The following is a 17092-nucleotide window of genomic DNA, read 5'->3' as shown; positions in this document are numbered from 1 at the left end:
GATCAACGCCCACTGCTCATCCGAGAGCATCTGAAACCGCGACACGACCAGCAGCATCCCAGCCACCAACCGCGATCTTTGTCAGACACGCCCTAATTCCGCCGAATTGCCGCGCACTGCGGGCGGTGGCATTGTTCGAGGCACCGAACGATATCCCACCACCTGTCGTGAGGAGCGGTAATGACCACCAGCACCGAGATGCCCGCCGTGGCCGAGTGCACCGTCACCGGGTGCTCGTACAACCACGACGGATGCCACGCCTACGCGATCACCGTCAGCGGCGAGAACGGCTCGGCGGACTGCGGCACCTTCGTGCCGCTGAACACCAAGGGCGGCCTGGACCGGGTCGTCGCGCAGGTCGGCGCGTGCTCGCGCGCGGACTGCACCTACAACTCCTCGCTCGAGTGCACGGCTTCCGGCGTCCGGGTGGGGCCCGGTTCCGGCGGTCACGCCGCGAACTGCCTCACCTACACCCCGCGCTGACCGCCCAGGGCGACGAGGGCACGGCCGCACCACGCGGCCGTGCCCTCGTGCATTTCCGGCGCGCCGGGGCGAAAATCTCCCGGCGGGCTGTCGAGTCGCGGGCATCCCGTTCGTCATCCGGGAATGAGGACGACCGGGAGGACCGATGCGCTACCTGCTGATGATCTACAACTGCGAACGGCCGGAACCGTCGGATCCGGGGTTCGCGGAGGCTCTGGCCAGGGTGAACGCCTTCGCCGACGAGTTGCGGCGGCGACAGGTGCTGGTCGCGGGCGATCCGGTGCAGGACGTGCACACCGCCACGACGGTGGCCGTGCGGGACGGGCGGACGCTGATCACCGACGGGCCGTTCGTGGAGACCCACGAGCACCTGGGCGGGTACTACGTGCTGGACTGCCGCGACCTGGACGAGGCGCTGGAACTGGCCGCGTTGTGCCCGCTGGCCGAGACCGGCACCATCGAGGTCCGGCCGCTCGCGCACGTGCCCGGCGTCGACCACAGCCCCGCCGGTGCCGTCTGACGTCGTCGGGCGCGTCTACCGGGAGCACCGCGCGCGGATGCTCGCGGCGCTCGTCCGGGTGCTCGGCGACTTCGAGCTGGCCGAGGACGCGCTGCAGGACGCGTGCGCGCTCGCGTTGCGTGCCTGGCGGGACGAGGTGCCCGACGATCCGGTCGCGTGGCTGCTCACCGCCGCCCGCAACCGCGCCGTCGACCGGCTGCGGCGCGACCGGGCGGGCCGGGAGAAGGAGGAGCGGGCGAACGACGGGCGGCCCGCCGTGAGCGAGCTGGGCGAAGACCGCCTGCTCGCGGTCGGCGACGAGCGGCTGAGCCTGATCTTCACGTGCTGCCACCCGGCGCTCGCGCCGGAGGCCAGGGTGGCGCTCACGTTGCAGGCCGTGGCCGGGCTGACGGCGGCGGAGATCGCGCGGATGTTCCTGGTGCCGGAGGCGACGATGGCGCAGCGGCTGGTGCGGGCGAAGCGGAAGATCCGCGACGCCGGGATCCGCTTCGCGGTGCCCGCCGACCACCTGCTGCCCGAGCGGCTGTCCGGGGTGCTGTCGGTGGTGTACCTGATCTTCACGCAGGGCTACACGGCGGGACCGGCCGGCACGTTGCGGGCCGAGGCGATCCGGCTCGCCAAACTGGTCGCGGCCCTGATGCCGGACGAGCCGGAAGCGCTGGGGCTGGTGGCACTGCTCCTGCTGCACGACTCGCGGGCGGCCGCGCGCCACTCCCCCGCCGGCGAGGTGGTGCTGCTGGCCGACCAGGACCGCGGGCGCTGGGACCGGGCCGCGATCGCCGAGGGGGTCGGCGCGCTCGACCGCGCGCTGCGGCTCGGGGCGCCCGGCCCGTACCAGCTGCAGGCGGCGATCGCGGCGCTGCACGCGCAGGCGCCGTCCGCCGAGGACACCGACTGGCCGCGGATCGCCGTGCTGTACGCGGAGCTGCTGCGGATCGCGCCGTCGCCCGTGGTGGCGCTCAACCACGCGGTGGCCGTCGCGATGACCGACGGGCCTGCCGCCGGGCTGGCGCTGCTCGACCGGATCGACGGGCTCGACCGCTACCACCTGCACCACGCCGCGCGGGCCGACCTGCTGCGGCGGCTCGGCCGCCCCGCGGAGGCCGCCGCGGCGTACCGGCGTGCGCGCGAGCTGGCGGCGAACCCGGCCGACCGGGCGTTCCTGGCCGCGCGGCTGGCCGAGGCCCTTGAGCTGGCCGACGGGTCCGGCTGCTGAAAGCCGCGCCGTATAGGTCGTTATACATCATCAGTGGCGGCAGGCGGGCCGGGTCCACAGAGGACTGACGACACCGGGATTGTCCCGCCGGGGAGGCACCGCTACCCTCGGCGACCATGCATCCGTTCCGGGAAGCCGTGGAAGCACGCGACGAGACCCGCATGGCCGCCCTGCTCGCCGACGACGTCGTGTTCACCAGTCCGGTGGCCTTCAAGCCGTACCACGGCAAGACCGTGACCGCCGCGATCCTGCGCGCCGTGATGCGGGTGTTCGAGAACTTCCGCTACGTGCGGGAGATCGCCGACGCCGGCGGGCGCGACCACGCGCTCGTCTTCGAGGCGACGGTCGACGGCAAGGAGCTCACCGGCTGCGACTTCCTGCACCTCGACGAGCACGGCCGGATCGACGACTTCATGGTGATGGTGCGGCCGTTGTCGGCGGCCACCGCGCTGGCCGCGCGGATGGGCGAGCAGTTCGAGCGGATCAACGCGGAGGTCGCCGCCGAGCTCGGCGCGCACTGAGCCGCCGCCTCAGCCGAGCCGCCGGGTGGTGATGTGCACGCCGTCGACGAGGCGGCCCCCGGTGGTCGCGGCCGCGGCGAGGCAGAACCGCACCCACATGTTGAGCTGCACCTCCTTCGCGAAGCGCAGGCGGGCGTAGAGCAGGTGCACCAGAGCGCTCGCGGCCCTGGCCCACAGCTCGATCTCGAACACCAGCAGGTCCCCGTCGGCGTGGGCGCGGAACTGCACCTGCCCCGCCTCCAGGTGCCCGCGCAGCGTCACCAGCCGCACGGTGGTCGGGTCCCGGTAGGCGATCCGCACCGGGCCGTTCCACGGGCCGGGCATCTCCACCACCAGCTCGTCCCCACTCCGTCCGTTGTGGACGTCGACCACCTCGCCGGGCACGAAGTGCTTGAAGTCGCCGACGACGAGGCCGACGAGCCGCGCCGGGTCCATCTCCGCTCCGGCCACCCGCACGCGGAAGCGGCGGTGGAACAGCGGTCCCCGGCCGTCCAGCTGCACCCGGTCGTCGAGCACGCCGGGCGGCAGCGGCGGTGGCCGGTCCTCCTCGCCGCCCGGGCCTTCGTGGCGGTGCAGTGGCGTGGTCGACCAGACGTAGCGCCACGTGACCAGAGCAGTGCCCGCGAACAGGCGCCCGGCCACGGCGAAAACCCGGCGTGGTGAGGGCATCGGTGGACTCCCGTGGGTGAAACCGCGATTTCCGGGTACAGGACAGCAGTTACCCGCACATCCACGCCCGACACGGAGACGTCCATGGTCGTTCGGCTGCTGCACCGGGCACACGTGCGCGGCGCCCACCTGCACCTCGCCTCGCTGGCGACCATCGGCCTGTGCCTCGGCCTCTGGATCCGCGCCAAGACGGTCGACCAGGACGAGCGGGGCAACGCCGAACGGCGCGCGTTGTTCGTCGGCCTGTGGCCGCCCACCCTGTGGGTCATCGGGGACTCGCTGGCGGAGCACGAGTGACCCGCGCCGGCCGGTGGGTCTTCGGCAGGCTCGACGCCGGACAGGCGTGGCGGGACCTGGCGGGCAAGGGGATCAACTACGACGTGTCCGAGGTGCGCGGGCCCGCCTGGAACATCGACACGCACCGCCACGCCCTGCCCGCGGAACGGCCGGGGCCCCCGGAGCCGGACGGTTCGTGGGAGCAGGCGTGCCGGCTGGTGCGCGACTACGAGTTCTCCCCGCCGGAGATCGTGCGCGCGCTTTACGACCCGGACGCGCCGCTGGCCGGCCGCGACATGCTGCTCGAAGCCCGGTGGCACGCGATCCACTTCTACTGCGGGGTCCGCGTCACCGAGGTCGTCGACGAGACCCGGGACGACGGCCGCCGGGTCTGGGGCTGGGCGTACGAGACCCTGGACGGCCACCTCGAGCGGGGCAAGGTGACCTACCAGGTCGTCAAGCACCCCGGCAGCGGCCAGGTCGAGTTCGTCGCCGAGAGCTACTCGCAGGGCGCGCCGTCGCTGGGCCGGATCACCTTCCTCGGCTGGCGGCTGTTCGGCCGCCGCACCCAGTTGCGCTTCTACCGCCGCTGCGGCGAACGGCTGCGGGCGTTCACCGAAGCCGCGCTGCGCGGGGAGACGGTTCCGGCGAGCCCGCCTCCGCGCGTCGGGCCGCTGGTGACCGCGCCCTCCGACACGACCGTCTCCCGCCTGGACAGCCTGGCGATCCACCGCGTCGGACCGGGCTGAGCCCGGTTGAACCCCGCCCAACCGGGAAGCCCGCGGGAAAGCCACTCCGGGAGGCACCACCATGTCGCACACGCCCACCGCCGCGGGCACCGCCCGCACCGTCACGCAGACCCTCGCCGCGGTCGTCGCCGTCGTGTTCCTGCTCGTCGGGATCGCCGGGTTCATCCCGGGCCTGACCACCCACTACGACCAGCTCACCTTCGCCGGCCACCACTCCGGCGCGATGCTGCTCGGCGTGTTCGCCGTGTCGGTGCTGCACAACCTGGTGCACCTCGCGTTCGGCATCGCGGGCCTGGCGCTGGCCCGCAGCGCGCGCGGCGCCCGCGCCTTCCTCATCGGCGGCGGCGTCGTGTACCTGGTCCTGTGGCTGTACGGCCTGCTCGTCGACCACGGCTCGGGCGCCAACTTCGTGCCGGTCAACGACGCCGACAACTGGCTGCACCTCGGACTGGGAATCGGGATGATCGTGCTCGGGCTGTTCCCGTTGTCGGCGGGCCGCCCCCGCGCCGACACCCGCTGAGCTCCGGCCCGCCGCCGCGGGCGGGTGGCAGGATGAACCCATGAGCAACGTGGAGGCGGACCCCGCCGAGCTGGTGTGCGGCGACCCGCCCGCGCCCGCGCGCACCGTGACCGTGCTGACGCCCCGGGACGTCCCGCTGGGCGGACCGCGCGCGATGCGGGTGCGCCGCACCCTGCCGCAGCGGCAGCGATCCCTCATCGGCGCGTGGTGCTTCGCCGACCACTACGGGCCCGAGGACGTCGCGGCCACCGGCGGCATGGACGTCGCCCCGCACCCGCACACGGGCCTGCAGACCGCGAGCTGGCTGTTCACCGGCGAGGTCGAGCACCGGGACAGCCTCGGCACGCACGCCTTCGTCCGCCCCGGCGAGCTGAACCTGATGACCGGCGGGCACGGCATCGCGCACTCCGAGGTGTCCACACCGGACACCACCACGTTGCACGGCGTGCAGCTGTGGATCGCGCTGCCGGACGAGCACCGGCACACCGCGCGCGACTTCCGGCACTACGCGCCTCCGCTGGTCGAGGCGCCGGGCGCGACCATCCGCGTCTTCCTGGGCAGCCTGGCCGGCAGCACCTCGCCGGTGCCGACCTTCACGCCCCTGCTCGGCGCCGAGCTCACCCTGGCGCCCGGGGCGCGACTGGAGCTGGACGTCGACCCCGCGTTCGAGCACGGCGTGCTGCAGGACATCGGCGGCGTGACCGTCGCGGGCACGACGCTGGCCGGCGGCGAACTCGCCTACCTGGCGCCCGGTTCGCCCACCCTGGAGCTGGTCAACGACGGCACCGGCCCGGCGCGGGTCCTCCTGCTCGGCGGCACGCCCTTCGCCGAGGAAATCGTGATGTGGTGGAACTTCGTGGGCCGCACCCACGACGAGATCGCCGCCTACCGCGAGGCCTGGCAGGCCGGGTCCGACCAGTTCGGGCGCGTCGAGGGCTACCGGGGCGCGGTGTCCTGGCTGCCCGCGCCCGAGTTGCCGCACGCGCGCATCAAGCCGCGCCGGAACCCGACGGCGTAGCGCCGCTGCGGGTTTTCGGCGTGCCGCCGCAGGGTAGACAGCACCAGCCGCCTTGAGCAGACAGGGCGCACAGGGGACTGGCGGCACGTGGAGATGACCGATCCGGACCGCGCCGCGCTGGTGCTCGACTTCGCGCCCGGCGACGTGCCCCCGCTGGTCGCGGTGCGGCGCTGGGCGGCGTCGGCACTGGCGGACCTGGGCGAAGACCACCTGACGGCGGTGCTGCTGGCCGCCACCGAGCTCGTCACCAACGCCTACGACCACGGCGGCGGCCCCCGGCGGCTGCGGCTGCGCCGGGACGAGGACCCCTGCCGGATCCACCTCGAAGTCGACGACGACTCCACGCTGATGCCGGTGCTGACCGGCAGCACCCCGGCGGAGCCGCGAGGGCGTGGCCTGCGCATCGTGGACACGGTCGCCCACGACTGGGGCAGCCGGCTCTCCCCGGACGGCGGAAAGACCGTGTGGGCGACCATCGACTGCGCCGCCTACGGCTGGGACCCCTGCCCGACCGCGCCGCCCGAGGTGTGAGCAGCCCCGCTCGCGCCGGCCCGGATAACCTGGGTGCCATGACGGAAGCCGCGGTCACCCCGGACCCCGACGTCGTCCGCGCGCTGCGGGCGTTGTCGAACCCGGTGCGCCTGCAGCTGCTGTCCTGGCTGCGCGAGCCCGAGCGGCACTTCCCCGTGGACCGGGCGATCGCCGATCCGGCCGAGGTCGGCGTGTGCGTGAGCCACATCCAGGCCAAGGCCGGGCTGGCGCAGTCGACGGTGTCGGCGTACCTGGCCGAGCTGCAGCGCGCGGGCCTCGTGCGCGCCACCCGGGTCGGCAAGTGGACCCACTACAAGCGCGACGAGCAGCGCATCGCCGAGCTGGTCGCCGTCCTCGGCGAGACCCTGTAGCGCTCCCCTGCTCCCCCGTGCCGGAGCCCACACGCGATCATATCGAGAATCTGCGATAATTCGATCCATGGATGATCTGGGCACATTCGGCATCTACACGTTCGACTTCGAGCACCAGCCTGCCGCGCTGATGCGCGAGTCGGTGCGGGAACTGGAAGAGCAGGGCTGGCGCGCGTTCTGGTTCCCCGAGGTGGGCGGGCGCGAAGCGTTCACGCAAGCCGCCGTCCTGCTCGCGGCCACCGAGCGGCTGCGGGTCGTCAACGGCATCGCGCAGATCTGGTCCCACCCGGCCCACTCGGCGCACGGCGCGGCCGCCCTGCTGGCCGACGCCTACCCCGGCCGGCACGTCCTCGGGCTCGGGTTCGGCGGCGAACCGCACCCCGGGGTCAAGCCGCTCACGGCCATGCGCGAGTACCTCGACGAACTCGACGCGCGGGAGTCCGCGGCGCCGATCCGCCGCATCCTGGCCGCCTACGGCCCGAAGATGCTCGAACTCGCCCGCGACCGCGCCGCGGGCGCGCAGACCTACCACGTCAACGTCGAGCACACCGCTCGCGCACGCGAGACCCTCGGCCCGGACGCGTTCCTGGCCGTCGAGCACGCCGTGCTGTTCGAGACCGATCCCGCGATGGCCCGCGCGGTCGCCCGGGAGCACCTGCACACCTACCTGACCACGCCGTACAACATCGCGAAGTTCCGGCGCCTCGGCTACACCGAGGACGACCTCGCCCGCGGCGGCAGCGACCGGATCGTCGACGACCTCGTGTTCTGGGGCGACCTGGAGACCATCACGGGCAAGCTGCGCCGTCACGTCGAGGCGGGCGCCGACCACGTCGTCGTGCAGGTCATCGGCATCGAGCCGGGGGCGACCGCACGGCCGTTCTGGCGCGAACTCGGCGAGGCGCTCCTCCGTTAGCGGGTTTCCTGTGGACTTCCTCAGGATGGATAGCTTAGCTTCCCGTATTGGATAGTGATGCTATCCGACTGGGAGGAGACACGATGACAACCCTGCTCGGCCGGGTCTCGGCCTGGCACCGCCCGATGACGTGGACCGCCGGGATCATGGCGGGCCTGACCGTGGTGTCGCTGGGCGGCCTCGCGCTCGACGACCGGGTCCTGCTCGGCGCGCCGATCTGGCTCAAGCCGCTCAAGTTCGCCGTCTCGATCGCGCTGTACTGCGTGACGTGGGCGTGGATGCTCACGCTCCTGCGGCGCGGGCAGCGCCTGGCCGCGCGCGTGTCGACCGCGATCGTCGTGATCGTGCTGGTCGAGTACGCGATCATCGTGCTGCAGGTGGTCCGCGGGCGGGCGAGCCACTTCAACGCCGCCACCCCGTTCGACGCCACCTTGTTCACGGTCATGGGCATCTCGATCGCGGCGCTGTGGACGGGCACGCTCGTGCTGACGATCCTGTTGCTGCGCACCGAGATCACCGATCCCGCGGCGCGGTGGGCGATCCGGCTCGGCGCGGTCGTGTCGCTGGCCGGGCTCGGGCTCGGCGGGCTGATGATCGGCCCCACCGGTGAGCAGGTGCGATCCATGCGGGACGGCACGTTCGAGGGCCTGATCGGCGCGCACAGCGTGGGGGTCGCCGACGGCGGGCCGGGGATGCCCCTCACCGGCTGGAGCACGACGGGCGGCGACCTGCGGATCCCGCACTTCGTCGGCATGCACGCGCTGCAGGTCCTGCCACTGTTCGCGCTCCTGCTCACCGTGCTCGCCCGCCGGGTCGCGCGCCTGCGGTCCGAGGTCGTGCGGGCGCGGCTGGTGGCGGTGGCCGGGTTGGGCTACGCGGGCCTGGTCGCGCTCGTGACGTGGCAGGCCCTGCGCGGGCAGCCGCTGATCCACCCCGACGCTCGGACACTGGCCGCGCTCGCCGGGCTGGTGGGCGCCGTGGCGGCGGGCGCGGTCTGGTCGCTGGCCGCCGGGTCCCGTCGTCCGGAAGTGAGCGTGGCATGAGCACGACGGCCCTGTTCCAGATCACGTTCTACCTGGCCGCGCCGTTCTGGGCGCTGATGATCCTCGCGCCGGGGTGGTCGGTGACGCGGCGGATCATCGCGTCACCCTGGATCGTCCTCCCGCCCCTGGTGGTCTACACCGTGTTCGCGGTCGGCGACTTCGGCACGCTGTGGCCGGTGGTGAGCCGGCCGGACCTGGAGACGTTGCGGGCGTTCCTGGGCACGCCGGAAGGCGCGGCGGCGATCTGGGCGCACCTGATCGCCTTCGACCTGTTCATCGGCCGGTGGATGTACTCCGACGCGCGGGAGCGCGGGGTGCACCACGCGTTCGTGGCGCCGATCCTGGTGCTGACGATCCTGCTGTCGCCGTTCGGGTTGCTGACCTACCTGGTGGTGCGCCGGGTCGCCGCACGGCGTGCCACGATCGGCCCGTGGCACGTGTCGTCGCCGTCGACTGGTCCGGGCGAGCCGGCCCCGCGCAGCGCCGGGTGATCTGGGTCGCCGAGGTGATCCGCGGGGAGCTGGTGCGGCTGGAGAACGGGCGCAGCCGCGAGGAGGTCGTCGACTGGCTGATCGGGACCGCGACGCCCGATCTCGTGGTGGGGCTGGACTTCGCGTTCTCGCTGCCCGCCTGGTACCTGCGGGAACGCGGGCTGACCGCGCGCGGGTTGTGGGCGGCGCTCGCGGAGGAGTCGCTGACGCCGCTGATGCGGGAGCGCGGCCTGGCGCGGTGGCTCGCCGCGCCGGAGCCGCCGTTCTGGACCACCCATAAGGCGCTGACGGGGCAGGAGTTCCGGCGCACCGAGGAAGCCGCGCGGGCCGCGGGCTTCCCGGCGAAGTCGGTGTTCCAGCTCGTCGGGGCGAGGCAGGTGGGCCGCGGGTCGCTGCACGGGATGCGGGCACTGCACCGCCTGGCGGGCGCCGGGTTCCGGATCTGGCCGTTCGACCCGCCGCGACCGCCGTTCGTGGCCGAGGTGTACCCGCGGATCTTCACCGGCGGCGTCACCAAGAGCGACCCGGCGGCCCGCGCCCGCGCCGTCGCCGGGTTTCCCCCGGCGTTCCGGGAGATCGCGGCGTCCACAGAGGACGCTTTCGACGCGGCGATGACGGCGCTCGGCATGGCGGCCGGCGGTCCGGGCGGTGGCGGGGACGAACTGGAAGGCAGCATCTGGGGCTGCTAGCTTCGCGGGAGTGGCCACGTTCGCGGAGATCACCCGGCACCACGACCCCGACCCGGACGAGAACCCGTGGGTGCACGGCCCGCCCCCGCCGGCGCCCGTGCGGATCGTGCCGTACGACCCGGACTGGCCGCGCCGCTACCGGGACCTGGCGGCCGGGATCCGGCGCGCACTGGGCGCAGCCGTGCTGGACCTGGAGCACGTGGGATCGACCTCCGTGGCGGGGCTCGCCGCGAAGGACGTCGTCGACATCGACCTGACCGTCGCCGACCCGCGGGCCGAGGAGACGTACGTGCCGCCGCTGGAGCGGCTGGGGTACGTGCTGACGATCCGGCAGCCGTCCTTCCACGAGCACCGCTGCCTGACGCTGGCCGGGCCGCGGGTGAACCTGCACGTGTACGGGCCGGACTGCCCGGAGACCATCCGGCACCGCCTCTTCCGCGACTGGCTGCGCACGCACCCGGACGACCGCGAGCGCTACCAGGAGGCGAAGCGGGCCGCGATCCCCGGCGGCGGCACCGTGATGGACTACAACGCCCGCAAGCAGCAGACGATCCGCGAGATCTACGACCGGATGTTCCGCGCCGCCGGGATGCTCTAGGCGCACGTTCCCAGGAGCGGACAAGTGGTCAGGCGCCCAGCGACCTCACGATCGAGCAGCTCCACCGCGCGGTCGCTCCCCGAGCCGGAGCAACCGCATTTCACCCGACCGGCGCGCCGCCGAAGCCGATTTCGTTGCCGTCCGCGTCGCGGTAGGTGATCTTGCGGACGCCGTTGTCGTAGGTCTCCCGCTGGGCCGGTTCCAGGCCCCGCCCGGCGATTCCGGCGACCACCTCGTCGAGGTCGTCCACGAAGATCGTGTGCTGGGCGTGGCCCGCGTGCTCCGGCCGGTGCTCGATGTAGACGTACCGGTGCTCGGCCAGCTCCCACACCGCCTCGACGTCGTTCGGCTCGAAGGCGACGGCCCCGAACAGCCGCTCGTACCACTCGCGGGCGGCCGGGTAGTCGCTGACCGAGATGCCGGCGAAGAGATCCATGCGGCCCAGCGTAAAACCGGGTGCGCGGCGGCGGCGCGGTGGTGTGTGATCGACGGTATGGCGAGCATCCTGGACGACGCCGTGCGCGCGCTGCGGGCCTGGCAGCACGACGACGCGCCGGTGCAGCTGCACCCGGGCGACGTCGGCTGGTTCTGGCGGTCCGGCACGGACGCGACGGCCGCGGCGGTCCGGACGTGGAGCCGGGACGGGCGGATCGTCGCCGTGGGGCTGCTCGACGAACCCGGCCTGCTGCGCCTCACGGTCGCGCCGGACGCCCGCCGGGACGAAGAACTCGCGCGACGGCTGGCCGACGACCTCGCCCGGCCCGAGCGCGGTGTCCTGCCCGCGGGCGAGGTGTTCCTGGAAACCCCGCCGGGCGCGCTGGTCCGGGACCTGCTGCGCGGCGACGGCTGGCACGACGGCGACGCCTGGACACCGCTGGTCCGCGACCTCGCCGAGCCCGTGCCGGACCCGGGCCTGCGAATCGAGGTGACCGGGCCGGAGCAGGCGCACGTGCGTGCCGCGGTACAACGGGCCGCCTTCGACGGGTCGACGTTCACCGCCGAGCACTGGCGCGACATGGCGTCGGCCCCGCCCTACGCCGACGCGCGGTGCCTCGTCGGCCACGACCAGGACACGCCGGTGGCGGCGGTGACCGTGTGGTCCGCCGGCCGCGGCAGGCCCGGTCTGCTGGAGCCGCTGGGCGTGCACCGGGACCACCGCGGCCGCGGCCGCGGCAGGGCGATCACCCTCGCCGCGGCGGCCGCGTTGCGCGAGCTCGGCTCGTCGTGCGCGTTCGTCTGCACCCCGAGCACCAACACCGCCGCCGTCACCACCTACCGCTCCGCCGGCTTCCGGCAGCTCCCCGAGCGCCTCGACCTGCGCCGCGCCGCCTGACCCCGGCGCACTAGACCCGGCGCAGACCCCAGGCGACCAGGTCCGCCGCCAGCGACAGCAGTTCGGCCAGCCCCGCTTCGTCCTCACGCAGTTCGTCCGGGCGCCAGGCCAGGCTGATGACGCCGTTCCAGCTCGCCCAGAGCACCTTCGCGGCCTTGCGCGCGTCCAACGGACGGATCGTCCCCGCCGCGATGCCGCGTTCGATCGCGTCGATCATGCGCGCGTTCTGCTCGTCCACCCGGTGCGCGAGCCGGGCGGCGGTCTCGGCCGCGGCGGAGTAGTTCCCCAGCGGCGCGGGGAAGGCGAGCATCCGGAAGAACTCCGGCTGCTCGAGGTAGAAGCGCAGGTACTGCTCGGCGGCGGCTTCGAGCTGCTCGACCGGCGAGCGGTCCGGCGTGTAGGCGCGGTCCATGTACTCGCGGTCCACGTCCAGCGCCCGGTCCACGACCGCAGCGTGCAGGCCGGCCTTGGACCCGAAGTTGTTGTAGATCGAGCCGACCGCGACCCCGGCGCGCTCGGCGATCTCTTCGACGGTCACCTCGTCGACCGGACGGCGGGCGAAGATCTGTTCGGCCGCCGCGAGCAGGGCGTCGATCGTCCGCTGCTTCCGCGGATCACGCGCCTTGACGTCACCGGTGGGCATGCCGGACACCCTACGCGTTCCTGCATCCGTTGTAAGAACTCCCCGCTCCTGCTACCGTGAAACCACTCTTGCAACGATTGCAAGAAATGGGGAGGCGAGGATGCTGAGCCGAGCGCAGGCCGGAGGAACGACCCGGGACATCTCCTGGAAGCTCCGGAGTGAACGGTGAGCAGGAGAGCAGACGCGCACAGGGAATCGGCGAAGATCCGCGACACCGCGACCATCGCCGAGCGCTACGGCGCGGCCTGGAACGCCGGCGATCTCGACGCGATCATGGCACTGCAGGGCGAGGACATGGTCTTCCACCTGCACGCCGAGGGTTTCGCACCGGCGACCGGGGCGGACGCGGTCCGGGCCCAGTTCGGCTACTTCCTCGAAGCCTGGCCGGACATGCGCTTCACCACCACCGCACTGAGCGTCGGCGACGCGATGTACGTCGACCAGTACCGCTTCGGCGCGACGCTGGTGAAGCCGTTCCCGCTGCGGGGCGAGCTCCTCCAGCCGACCGGCCGGTCGCTCGAAGTCGCGGGTGTCGACGTGATCACCGTCCGGGACGGGCTGGTGCGCACCAAGGACACCTACCTCGACACGCTCGCCCTGCACCGGGCGCTCCGGCCAGGAACGGACGCGCGCCCCGGCGCATGACCCAGGAGGAAACCCATGTCCCTGCCCGCTGAGCCGCGCTCGGTGCGGGTCGACGGCGCCCGGCTCGCCTACGTGGACCTCGGTGATCCCGCCGCCGAGCCCGTCGTCCTGGTGCACGGCTATCCCGCGAACCACCGCGCCTGGCGCCACCAGATCCCGGCGCTCGCCGAGCACCACCGCGTCCTCGCCCTCGACTGGCTCGGCTGGGGCGCCTCGGAACGGCGGACCGATCTGCGGTTCGACTACGACACCGAGGTCGCCCGTCTCGGGCGCGCCTTGGACGCCCTCGGGATCGGCGACTGCAACCTGTTCGGCCACGACTACGGCGGCTTCCTCGCCCTCGGCTTCACGCAGCGCCACCCCGGGCGCGCGCGGCGACTGGCGATCCTCAACAGCCGCGCCCACCGCACCTTCGTGCCCGCCTGGTACACCGTGTTCTCCCTGGTGGGCCTGCTCGGCCGCAGCAGGCTCGCGAACGCGTCCGCGAAAGTCCTGCCACTGGCCGGGATCAACCACGCGGCCCTGCGGAAACCGTTGCGGGACGGCGTTTTCGACCGCGCCACCCTCCGCGACTACCTGGGCTGGATGCGCGACCCCGAAGGCGCCCGCTGGGTACTGCACTTCTTCAGCCAGTACCGCGTCCCCGCCCGCGCCGACCTCGCCGCGGGACTGGGCGGCATCCAATGCCCCACGGCGATCGTGTGGGGCACCGGCGACGACTACCTGCGCACCACGATCGCCGAGGAGCTCGCCGCCGGGATCCCCCGTGCCGAACTGACCCTGATCCCGGGCGGCGGGCACTTCGTCATGGAGAAGGCGCCCGCCGAGGTCCTCGCCGCCCTGCGAAACCTCCTGGCCCGGGAGCGCACATCCGCCCGGATCTCCGAAAACGAGTGACCCCAGGGACTCAGGGCAACACCGCGACCACGTCGCCGACCGCGCGCTCCCCCGCGGCGTCCGAGGGCTTGTTCACCACCGCTCCGGCGACGACCATCGCGCTGGAGCCGCCGCCGTCGAGGTTCAGCGCGTCCACCGCGCCGAGCGACCGCATCAGCCGCGCGCCCTCCACCAGCGTCACGCCCTCGCTCACCCCGGGCTGCCGCCCGTCGACGGTCACCAGCAGCAGCCGGCCGCGCGCGTCGATACCGGCCATCGTGCGTGGCTGGCGCTGCTGCGACCACGCGTAGCCGAACGACAGGTCCCGCGGGTCCAGCACACCTTCGGTCGCGGCGTCGACCGCGAGCCGGCCGTCGCGGAGCAGCAGCGGCGCGGCGCTGACCACCGAACGCGGCGTCACCGTCGGAAAGCCCGAGGCCTCCCGCACCCGCGAGTCCACCAGCAGCCGCCGCCCGGCCACGGCGTGCGCGGTCAGCCAGTCCGCCGACGGCCCGATGCCCTGCACCGCGGACTGCCCGGGCAGCAGCACGCCGCCCCGCGCCCCCACCGAAACCACCACGCCCGACGCGTCGAGCACGACCTGCGTGCCCGCCCCGGCAGGCAGGGCCGCGCCGAACGCGTCGGTGAACAGCACCAGCTCGTCCGCGCTGGTGCAGGTGAAGTCCTGGCGCGGCGCGGTCGTCGGCACCGCGCCGGGCCGCCCGCAGTTGCGCAGCACACCCGGCTTGCGGTTCACGCCCTCCACGGCATGAGTCGCCCCGCCGGACCGGACGGTGACCGTCGAGGTCAGGTTCGCGATCCGCGGCCGCCCCGGGCCCAGCACGAGCGCCGCCCGCGAGCCGGCCGACAGCGACTCCAGCCGCCCGTCGTACGCCGCGAGCCCGGCCGGCACGCCCTGGTACCCGTCGGCGTCGGAGGTCACGAAGAACCCGCCGTTGACGGCCACCAGCGCGCCCAGTTTCGAGGCCAGGGTGGAGGTCTTCTCCCGCGTCGCGACCGTTTCACCGTGAGAGGCCTCGACCGAACCGCGGAACGCGCGCGGGTCGATGACCGCGACGTGCACCCGCTCGGCGTCCGGGGCCTGGTCCACGTCGTAGCCGGTCCAGGCCGCCGTCGCGGTCGGGAAACCCGCCGCCCGCAGCGCGGTCACCGCGGCCTGCGCCTCGGCCTGCGTGGCGTACTTCCCGGTCCGCACCCGCACGCCCGCGACCCCGCGGGGCGTGTCGGTGTAGGACGGCCAGCGCACGGCCTCCTGGCGCGCCGGAAAGCCCGCTGCCGCAAGGCGATCCGCCGTCGTCGACGCCCACTCGGCGCTGCCCAGGTCGGCGACCGTGGCGGCGCCGGTCAGCACGTTCGTGGCGGGCGCGGCGACGGTGACCGTCCAGTACGGCGCGGTCGGCCGCTGCAGCACGCCCGAGCGCACCTCCACACCCGGCGCGACCGCGGTCATGGTCCAGGTCAGGCCGTCCCCGCCCCAGCCGGGTTCGGGCGCGGCCTGCGCGGGGGCGGGCAGGGTCGCGGCGGCGAGCGCCAGGCAGGCGGCGGCCTTGATCTTCAACGCGAGCACGCCGGGCAGTCCAGCCGCAGCACCCGACGGACAGCCGACGGCAGGCCGTAGCGCGGGTGAACGTCAGCGGAAGGCTCAGCGCTCGCCGTCGCGGACGGCCGCCGGCGGATCCACGCCGCGGGCCGCCAGCCGGTCCAGCTGGGCCTGGATCGCGTCCAGCCGGCGTTCGACGCGCCGTTCCAGCGTTTCGGCTTCGGCCTCGATCACGGCTTCCTCGGCGCGGCTGCGGCGGCCACCGCCGTGCGCCGGACGCCGCGAGCCGGACGACCGGGCGCGCGCCGGGAGTTGTCATGCCCGTGACGGCCCGGCGCGCGAAGTCTTGGCGCGACCGCACGAGGAAGCCGGAAGGCCCTGTCCGGCTCCTTGACAAGCGTTTCCCGGATGCCCGACGATCACTTACCTACTCGCCAGTAGATTTCGGCACCCGCCAACGACGCCCGGGAGACCCGCCATGCCCCGCCGACTCGCCGCGACCCTCGCCGCGGCCACCGCGACCGCGACCTTCGCCGCCGCACCCGCCGCCCACGCCGATTCCCTCGACTACGTGGCGCTGGGCGACTCCTACAGCGCCGCCTCCGGCGTGCAACCGTCCGATCCGGACGCTTCGCCGCTGTGCCTGCGCTCCAGCCGCAACTACCCGCACGTCCTCGCCGACGAGATCGGCGCGAGCCTCACCGACGTCACCTGTGGGGCGGCGGAGACGAGGCATTTCAGCACCGCTCAGTACCCGGGCGTGCCGCCGCAGCTGGACGCCGTCGAGGCGGGCACCGACCTGATCACGATGACCATCGGCGGCAACGACAGCGGCGTGTTCATCGGCGCGCTGCTCGCCTGCGGCTCCACCGGCATCCTCGCCGGCGGCAAGGGCAGCCCGTGCAAGGACACCTTCGGGACCAGCTTCGAGGACACCGTCCGGAACAAGACCTACCCGGCGCTCGTGGACGCGCTGCGAGCGGTGCGCGACAAGGCGCCCGACGCGGAGGTCGCGATCCTCGGCTACCCGTGGATCCTGCCCGCGACCGGGGGCTGTTTCGACAAGATGCCCGTCGCGGAGGGCGATGTGGCGTACCTGCGCAGCCTGCAGGCCACGCTCAACGACGCGGTCGGCCGCGCCGCCGAGGAGACCGGCGTGACCTACGTGGACTTCTCCGTCGCCTCCGAGGGGCACGACGCGTGCCAGCCCGCCGGCGTACGGTGGATCGAGCCGTTCCTGCAGGGCACCAACCCGGTGGTGGTGCACCCCAACGCCCTCGGCGAGGCCGAGATGGCCGCGGAGACGCTCGAGGTGCTCGGCCTCGACTGACGCGCGCGACGGCCACCCGGGCGCGAACCCGGCCTCGACGATGTCCTCGGCGTCGTAGATCGGCGCCACCGCGGCCTGCGCGGCCTCGAACTC

At 73.4% G+C, this 17092-nt stretch carries 24 protein-coding genes; 19 read left to right on the top strand and 5 right to left on the bottom strand.

The genetic code is table 11. From position 1 onward, the window contains the following. Positions 1-180: 180 nt before the first annotated feature. The 4 genes from ABZ215_RS39370 to ABZ215_RS39355 all read left to right on the top strand — a co-directional run bounded on the left by ABZ215_RS39370 (position 181) and on the right by ABZ215_RS39355 (position 2740). Positions 181-483, top strand: coding sequence for a DUF1540 domain-containing protein (locus ABZ215_RS39370; RefSeq protein WP_020419862.1), 303 nt, complete (start codon positions 181-183; stop codon positions 481-483). A gap of 145 nt (positions 484-628) precedes the next feature. Continuing rightward, on the top strand, positions 629-1003 hold the full coding sequence (locus tag ABZ215_RS39365; protein WP_020419863.1) for a YciI family protein: 375 nt from the start codon (positions 629-631) through the stop codon (positions 1001-1003). Beyond that, positions 993-2219 (top strand): sigma-70 family RNA polymerase sigma factor, encoded by a 1227-nt coding sequence (locus ABZ215_RS39360; protein WP_354955731.1) that lies wholly within the window; start codon positions 993-995, stop codon positions 2217-2219. The genes ABZ215_RS39365 and ABZ215_RS39360 overlap by 11 nt, the downstream gene beginning before the upstream one ends. Positions 2220-2335: 116 nt before the next feature. Further along, positions 2336-2740, top strand: coding sequence for a nuclear transport factor 2 family protein (locus ABZ215_RS39355; protein WP_020419865.1), 405 nt, complete (start codon positions 2336-2338; stop codon positions 2738-2740). Positions 2741-2749: 9 nt separating this feature from the next. On the opposite strand, the gene ABZ215_RS39350 is transcribed toward ABZ215_RS39355, so the two are convergent. Then, complete coding sequence (locus ABZ215_RS39350) at positions 2750-3409, bottom strand: DUF1990 family protein (RefSeq protein ID WP_027936142.1); 660 nt, start codon at positions 3407-3409, stop codon at positions 2750-2752. A gap of 84 nt (positions 3410-3493) precedes the next feature. Between ABZ215_RS39350 and ABZ215_RS39345 the strand changes: the two genes are divergently transcribed. From ABZ215_RS39345 to ABZ215_RS39295, 11 genes are all read left to right on the top strand, one after another. Continuing rightward, positions 3494-3706 carry a hypothetical protein gene (locus ABZ215_RS39345; protein WP_020419867.1) on the top strand — a complete coding sequence of 71 codons (213 nt, stop codon included), beginning with the start codon at positions 3494-3496 and terminating at the stop codon, positions 3704-3706. Then, positions 3703-4434, top strand: coding sequence for a DUF1990 family protein (locus ABZ215_RS39340; protein WP_020419868.1), 732 nt, complete (start codon positions 3703-3705; stop codon positions 4432-4434). Before ABZ215_RS39345 ends, ABZ215_RS39340 begins: the two co-directional genes overlap by 4 nt. 61 nt (positions 4435-4495) lie before the next feature. Next, positions 4496-4954 (top strand): DUF4383 domain-containing protein, encoded by a 459-nt coding sequence (locus tag ABZ215_RS39335; protein WP_020419869.1) that lies wholly within the window; start codon positions 4496-4498, stop codon positions 4952-4954. 40 nt (positions 4955-4994) lie between these two features. Continuing rightward, on the top strand, positions 4995-5972 hold the full coding sequence (locus ABZ215_RS39330) for a pirin family protein (protein WP_354955728.1): 978 nt from the start codon (positions 4995-4997) through the stop codon (positions 5970-5972). A 93-nt stretch (positions 5973-6065) separates the two neighbouring features. Next, a complete protein-coding gene (locus ABZ215_RS39325; protein ID WP_039791692.1) occupies positions 6066-6503 on the top strand; it encodes an ATP-binding protein in 438 nt (145 codons plus the stop codon). Positions 6504-6541: 38 nt separating this feature from the next. Further along, a complete protein-coding gene (locus tag ABZ215_RS39320) occupies positions 6542-6874 on the top strand; it encodes a metalloregulator ArsR/SmtB family transcription factor (RefSeq protein ID WP_020419872.1) in 333 nt (110 codons plus the stop codon). Between the two features lie 67 nt (positions 6875-6941). After that, the gene (locus ABZ215_RS39315) at positions 6942-7790 is read left to right on the top strand and encodes a TIGR03620 family F420-dependent LLM class oxidoreductase (protein ID WP_354955726.1); all 849 of its coding nucleotides are present in this window, start codon (positions 6942-6944) and stop codon (positions 7788-7790) included. 83 nt (positions 7791-7873) lie between these two features. After that, positions 7874-8833, top strand: a complete 960-nt coding sequence (locus tag ABZ215_RS39310; RefSeq protein WP_354955724.1) for a hypothetical protein — start codon at positions 7874-7876, stop codon at positions 8831-8833. Beyond that, positions 8830-9324 (top strand): ABA4-like family protein, encoded by a 495-nt coding sequence (locus ABZ215_RS39305; protein ID WP_354955722.1) that lies wholly within the window; start codon positions 8830-8832, stop codon positions 9322-9324. The genes ABZ215_RS39310 and ABZ215_RS39305 overlap by 4 nt, the downstream gene beginning before the upstream one ends. Next, positions 9264-10013, top strand: a complete 750-nt coding sequence (locus ABZ215_RS39300) for a hypothetical protein (protein WP_354955720.1) — start codon at positions 9264-9266, stop codon at positions 10011-10013. Before ABZ215_RS39305 ends, ABZ215_RS39300 begins: the two co-directional genes overlap by 61 nt. Before the next feature lie 10 nt (positions 10014-10023). Further along, positions 10024-10611 carry a GrpB family protein gene (locus ABZ215_RS39295; protein ID WP_354955718.1) on the top strand — a complete coding sequence of 196 codons (588 nt, stop codon included), beginning with the start codon at positions 10024-10026 and terminating at the stop codon, positions 10609-10611. A gap of 100 nt (positions 10612-10711) precedes the next feature. Here the strand turns inward: ABZ215_RS39295 and ABZ215_RS39290 are convergent, their stop codons facing one another. Then, complete coding sequence (locus ABZ215_RS39290) at positions 10712-11047, bottom strand: VOC family protein (RefSeq protein WP_020419878.1); 336 nt, start codon at positions 11045-11047, stop codon at positions 10712-10714. Positions 11048-11104: 57 nt separating this feature from the next. Between ABZ215_RS39290 and ABZ215_RS39285 the strand changes: the two genes are divergently transcribed. Continuing rightward, the gene (locus ABZ215_RS39285) at positions 11105-11944 is read left to right on the top strand and encodes a GNAT family N-acetyltransferase (RefSeq protein WP_354955716.1); all 840 of its coding nucleotides are present in this window, start codon (positions 11105-11107) and stop codon (positions 11942-11944) included. Positions 11945-11954: 10 nt separating this feature from the next. Here the strand turns inward: ABZ215_RS39285 and ABZ215_RS39280 are convergent, their stop codons facing one another. After that, on the bottom strand, positions 11955-12587 hold the full coding sequence (locus ABZ215_RS39280; RefSeq protein WP_354955714.1) for a TetR/AcrR family transcriptional regulator: 633 nt from the start codon (positions 12585-12587) through the stop codon (positions 11955-11957). A 165-nt stretch (positions 12588-12752) separates the two neighbouring features. Here ABZ215_RS39280 and ABZ215_RS39275 point away from each other — a divergent pair, with 165 nt between their 5' ends. Both ABZ215_RS39275 and ABZ215_RS39270 read left to right on the top strand, forming a co-directional pair. Further along, positions 12753-13232 (top strand): nuclear transport factor 2 family protein, encoded by a 480-nt coding sequence (locus ABZ215_RS39275; protein ID WP_354955712.1) that lies wholly within the window; start codon positions 12753-12755, stop codon positions 13230-13232. 15 nt (positions 13233-13247) lie between these two features. After that, positions 13248-14129, top strand: coding sequence for an alpha/beta hydrolase (locus tag ABZ215_RS39270; protein ID WP_354955710.1), 882 nt, complete (start codon positions 13248-13250; stop codon positions 14127-14129). 10 nt (positions 14130-14139) lie between these two features. On the opposite strand, the gene ABZ215_RS39265 is transcribed toward ABZ215_RS39270, so the two are convergent. Then, a complete protein-coding gene (locus tag ABZ215_RS39265; protein WP_354955708.1) occupies positions 14140-15696 on the bottom strand; it encodes a phosphodiester glycosidase family protein in 1557 nt (518 codons plus the stop codon). 75 nt (positions 15697-15771) lie between these two features. Then, positions 15772-15903: a hypothetical protein gene (locus ABZ215_RS39260; RefSeq protein ID WP_020419884.1), complete on the bottom strand. Its 132-nt coding sequence runs from the start codon at positions 15901-15903 to the stop codon at positions 15772-15774. 244 nt (positions 15904-16147) lie between these two features. Here ABZ215_RS39260 and ABZ215_RS39255 point away from each other — a divergent pair, with 244 nt between their 5' ends. Then, positions 16148-16999, top strand: a complete 852-nt coding sequence (locus tag ABZ215_RS39255; RefSeq protein ID WP_354955706.1) for an SGNH/GDSL hydrolase family protein — start codon at positions 16148-16150, stop codon at positions 16997-16999. Positions 17000-17092: the final 93 nt, after the last annotated feature.

Origin of the sequence: Amycolatopsis sp. NPDC006131, assembly GCF_040614175.1 — a bacterium.
Lineage (GTDB): Bacteria > Actinomycetota > Actinomycetes > Mycobacteriales > Pseudonocardiaceae > Amycolatopsis_E > Amycolatopsis_E tucumanensis.
The sequence above is the reverse complement of the archived record's forward strand: the minus strand, read 5'-3'. Positions and strand labels throughout refer to the sequence as shown.

Bases quoted from the DNA above. Each gene is read 5' to 3' on its own strand.
- ABZ215_RS39315 (WP_354955726.1), top strand. From the start codon at position 6,942: ATGGATGATCTGGGCACATTCGGCATCTACACGTTCGACTTCGAGCAC.
- ABZ215_RS39305 (WP_354955722.1), top strand. From the start codon at position 8,830: ATGAGCACGACGGCCCTGTTCCAGATCACGTTCTACCTGGCCGCGCCG.
- ABZ215_RS39255 (WP_354955706.1), top strand. From the start codon at position 16,148: ATGCCCCGCCGACTCGCCGCGACCCTCGCCGCGGCCACCGCGACCGCG.
- ABZ215_RS39350 (WP_027936142.1), bottom strand. From the start codon at position 3,409: ATGCCCTCACCACGCCGGGTTTTCGCCGTGGCCGGGCGCCTGTTCGCG.
- ABZ215_RS39320 (WP_020419872.1), top strand. From the start codon at position 6,542: ATGACGGAAGCCGCGGTCACCCCGGACCCCGACGTCGTCCGCGCGCTG.
- ABZ215_RS39370 (WP_020419862.1), top strand. From the start codon at position 181: ATGACCACCAGCACCGAGATGCCCGCCGTGGCCGAGTGCACCGTCACC.
- ABZ215_RS39310 (WP_354955724.1), top strand. From the start codon at position 7,874: ATGACAACCCTGCTCGGCCGGGTCTCGGCCTGGCACCGCCCGATGACG.
- ABZ215_RS39355 (WP_020419865.1), top strand. From the start codon at position 2,336: ATGCATCCGTTCCGGGAAGCCGTGGAAGCACGCGACGAGACCCGCATG.
- ABZ215_RS39335 (WP_020419869.1), top strand. From the start codon at position 4,496: ATGTCGCACACGCCCACCGCCGCGGGCACCGCCCGCACCGTCACGCAG.
- ABZ215_RS39325 (WP_039791692.1), top strand. From the start codon at position 6,066: ATGACCGATCCGGACCGCGCCGCGCTGGTGCTCGACTTCGCGCCCGGC.
- ABZ215_RS39290 (WP_020419878.1), bottom strand. From the start codon at position 11,047: ATGGATCTCTTCGCCGGCATCTCGGTCAGCGACTACCCGGCCGCCCGC.
- ABZ215_RS39270 (WP_354955710.1), top strand. From the start codon at position 13,248: ATGTCCCTGCCCGCTGAGCCGCGCTCGGTGCGGGTCGACGGCGCCCGG.
- ABZ215_RS39345 (WP_020419867.1), top strand. From the start codon at position 3,494: ATGGTCGTTCGGCTGCTGCACCGGGCACACGTGCGCGGCGCCCACCTG.
- ABZ215_RS39285 (WP_354955716.1), top strand. From the start codon at position 11,105: ATGGCGAGCATCCTGGACGACGCCGTGCGCGCGCTGCGGGCCTGGCAG.
- ABZ215_RS39330 (WP_354955728.1), top strand. From the start codon at position 4,995: ATGAGCAACGTGGAGGCGGACCCCGCCGAGCTGGTGTGCGGCGACCCG.
- ABZ215_RS39280 (WP_354955714.1), bottom strand. From the start codon at position 12,587: ATGCCCACCGGTGACGTCAAGGCGCGTGATCCGCGGAAGCAGCGGACG.
- ABZ215_RS39365 (WP_020419863.1), top strand. From the start codon at position 629: ATGCGCTACCTGCTGATGATCTACAACTGCGAACGGCCGGAACCGTCG.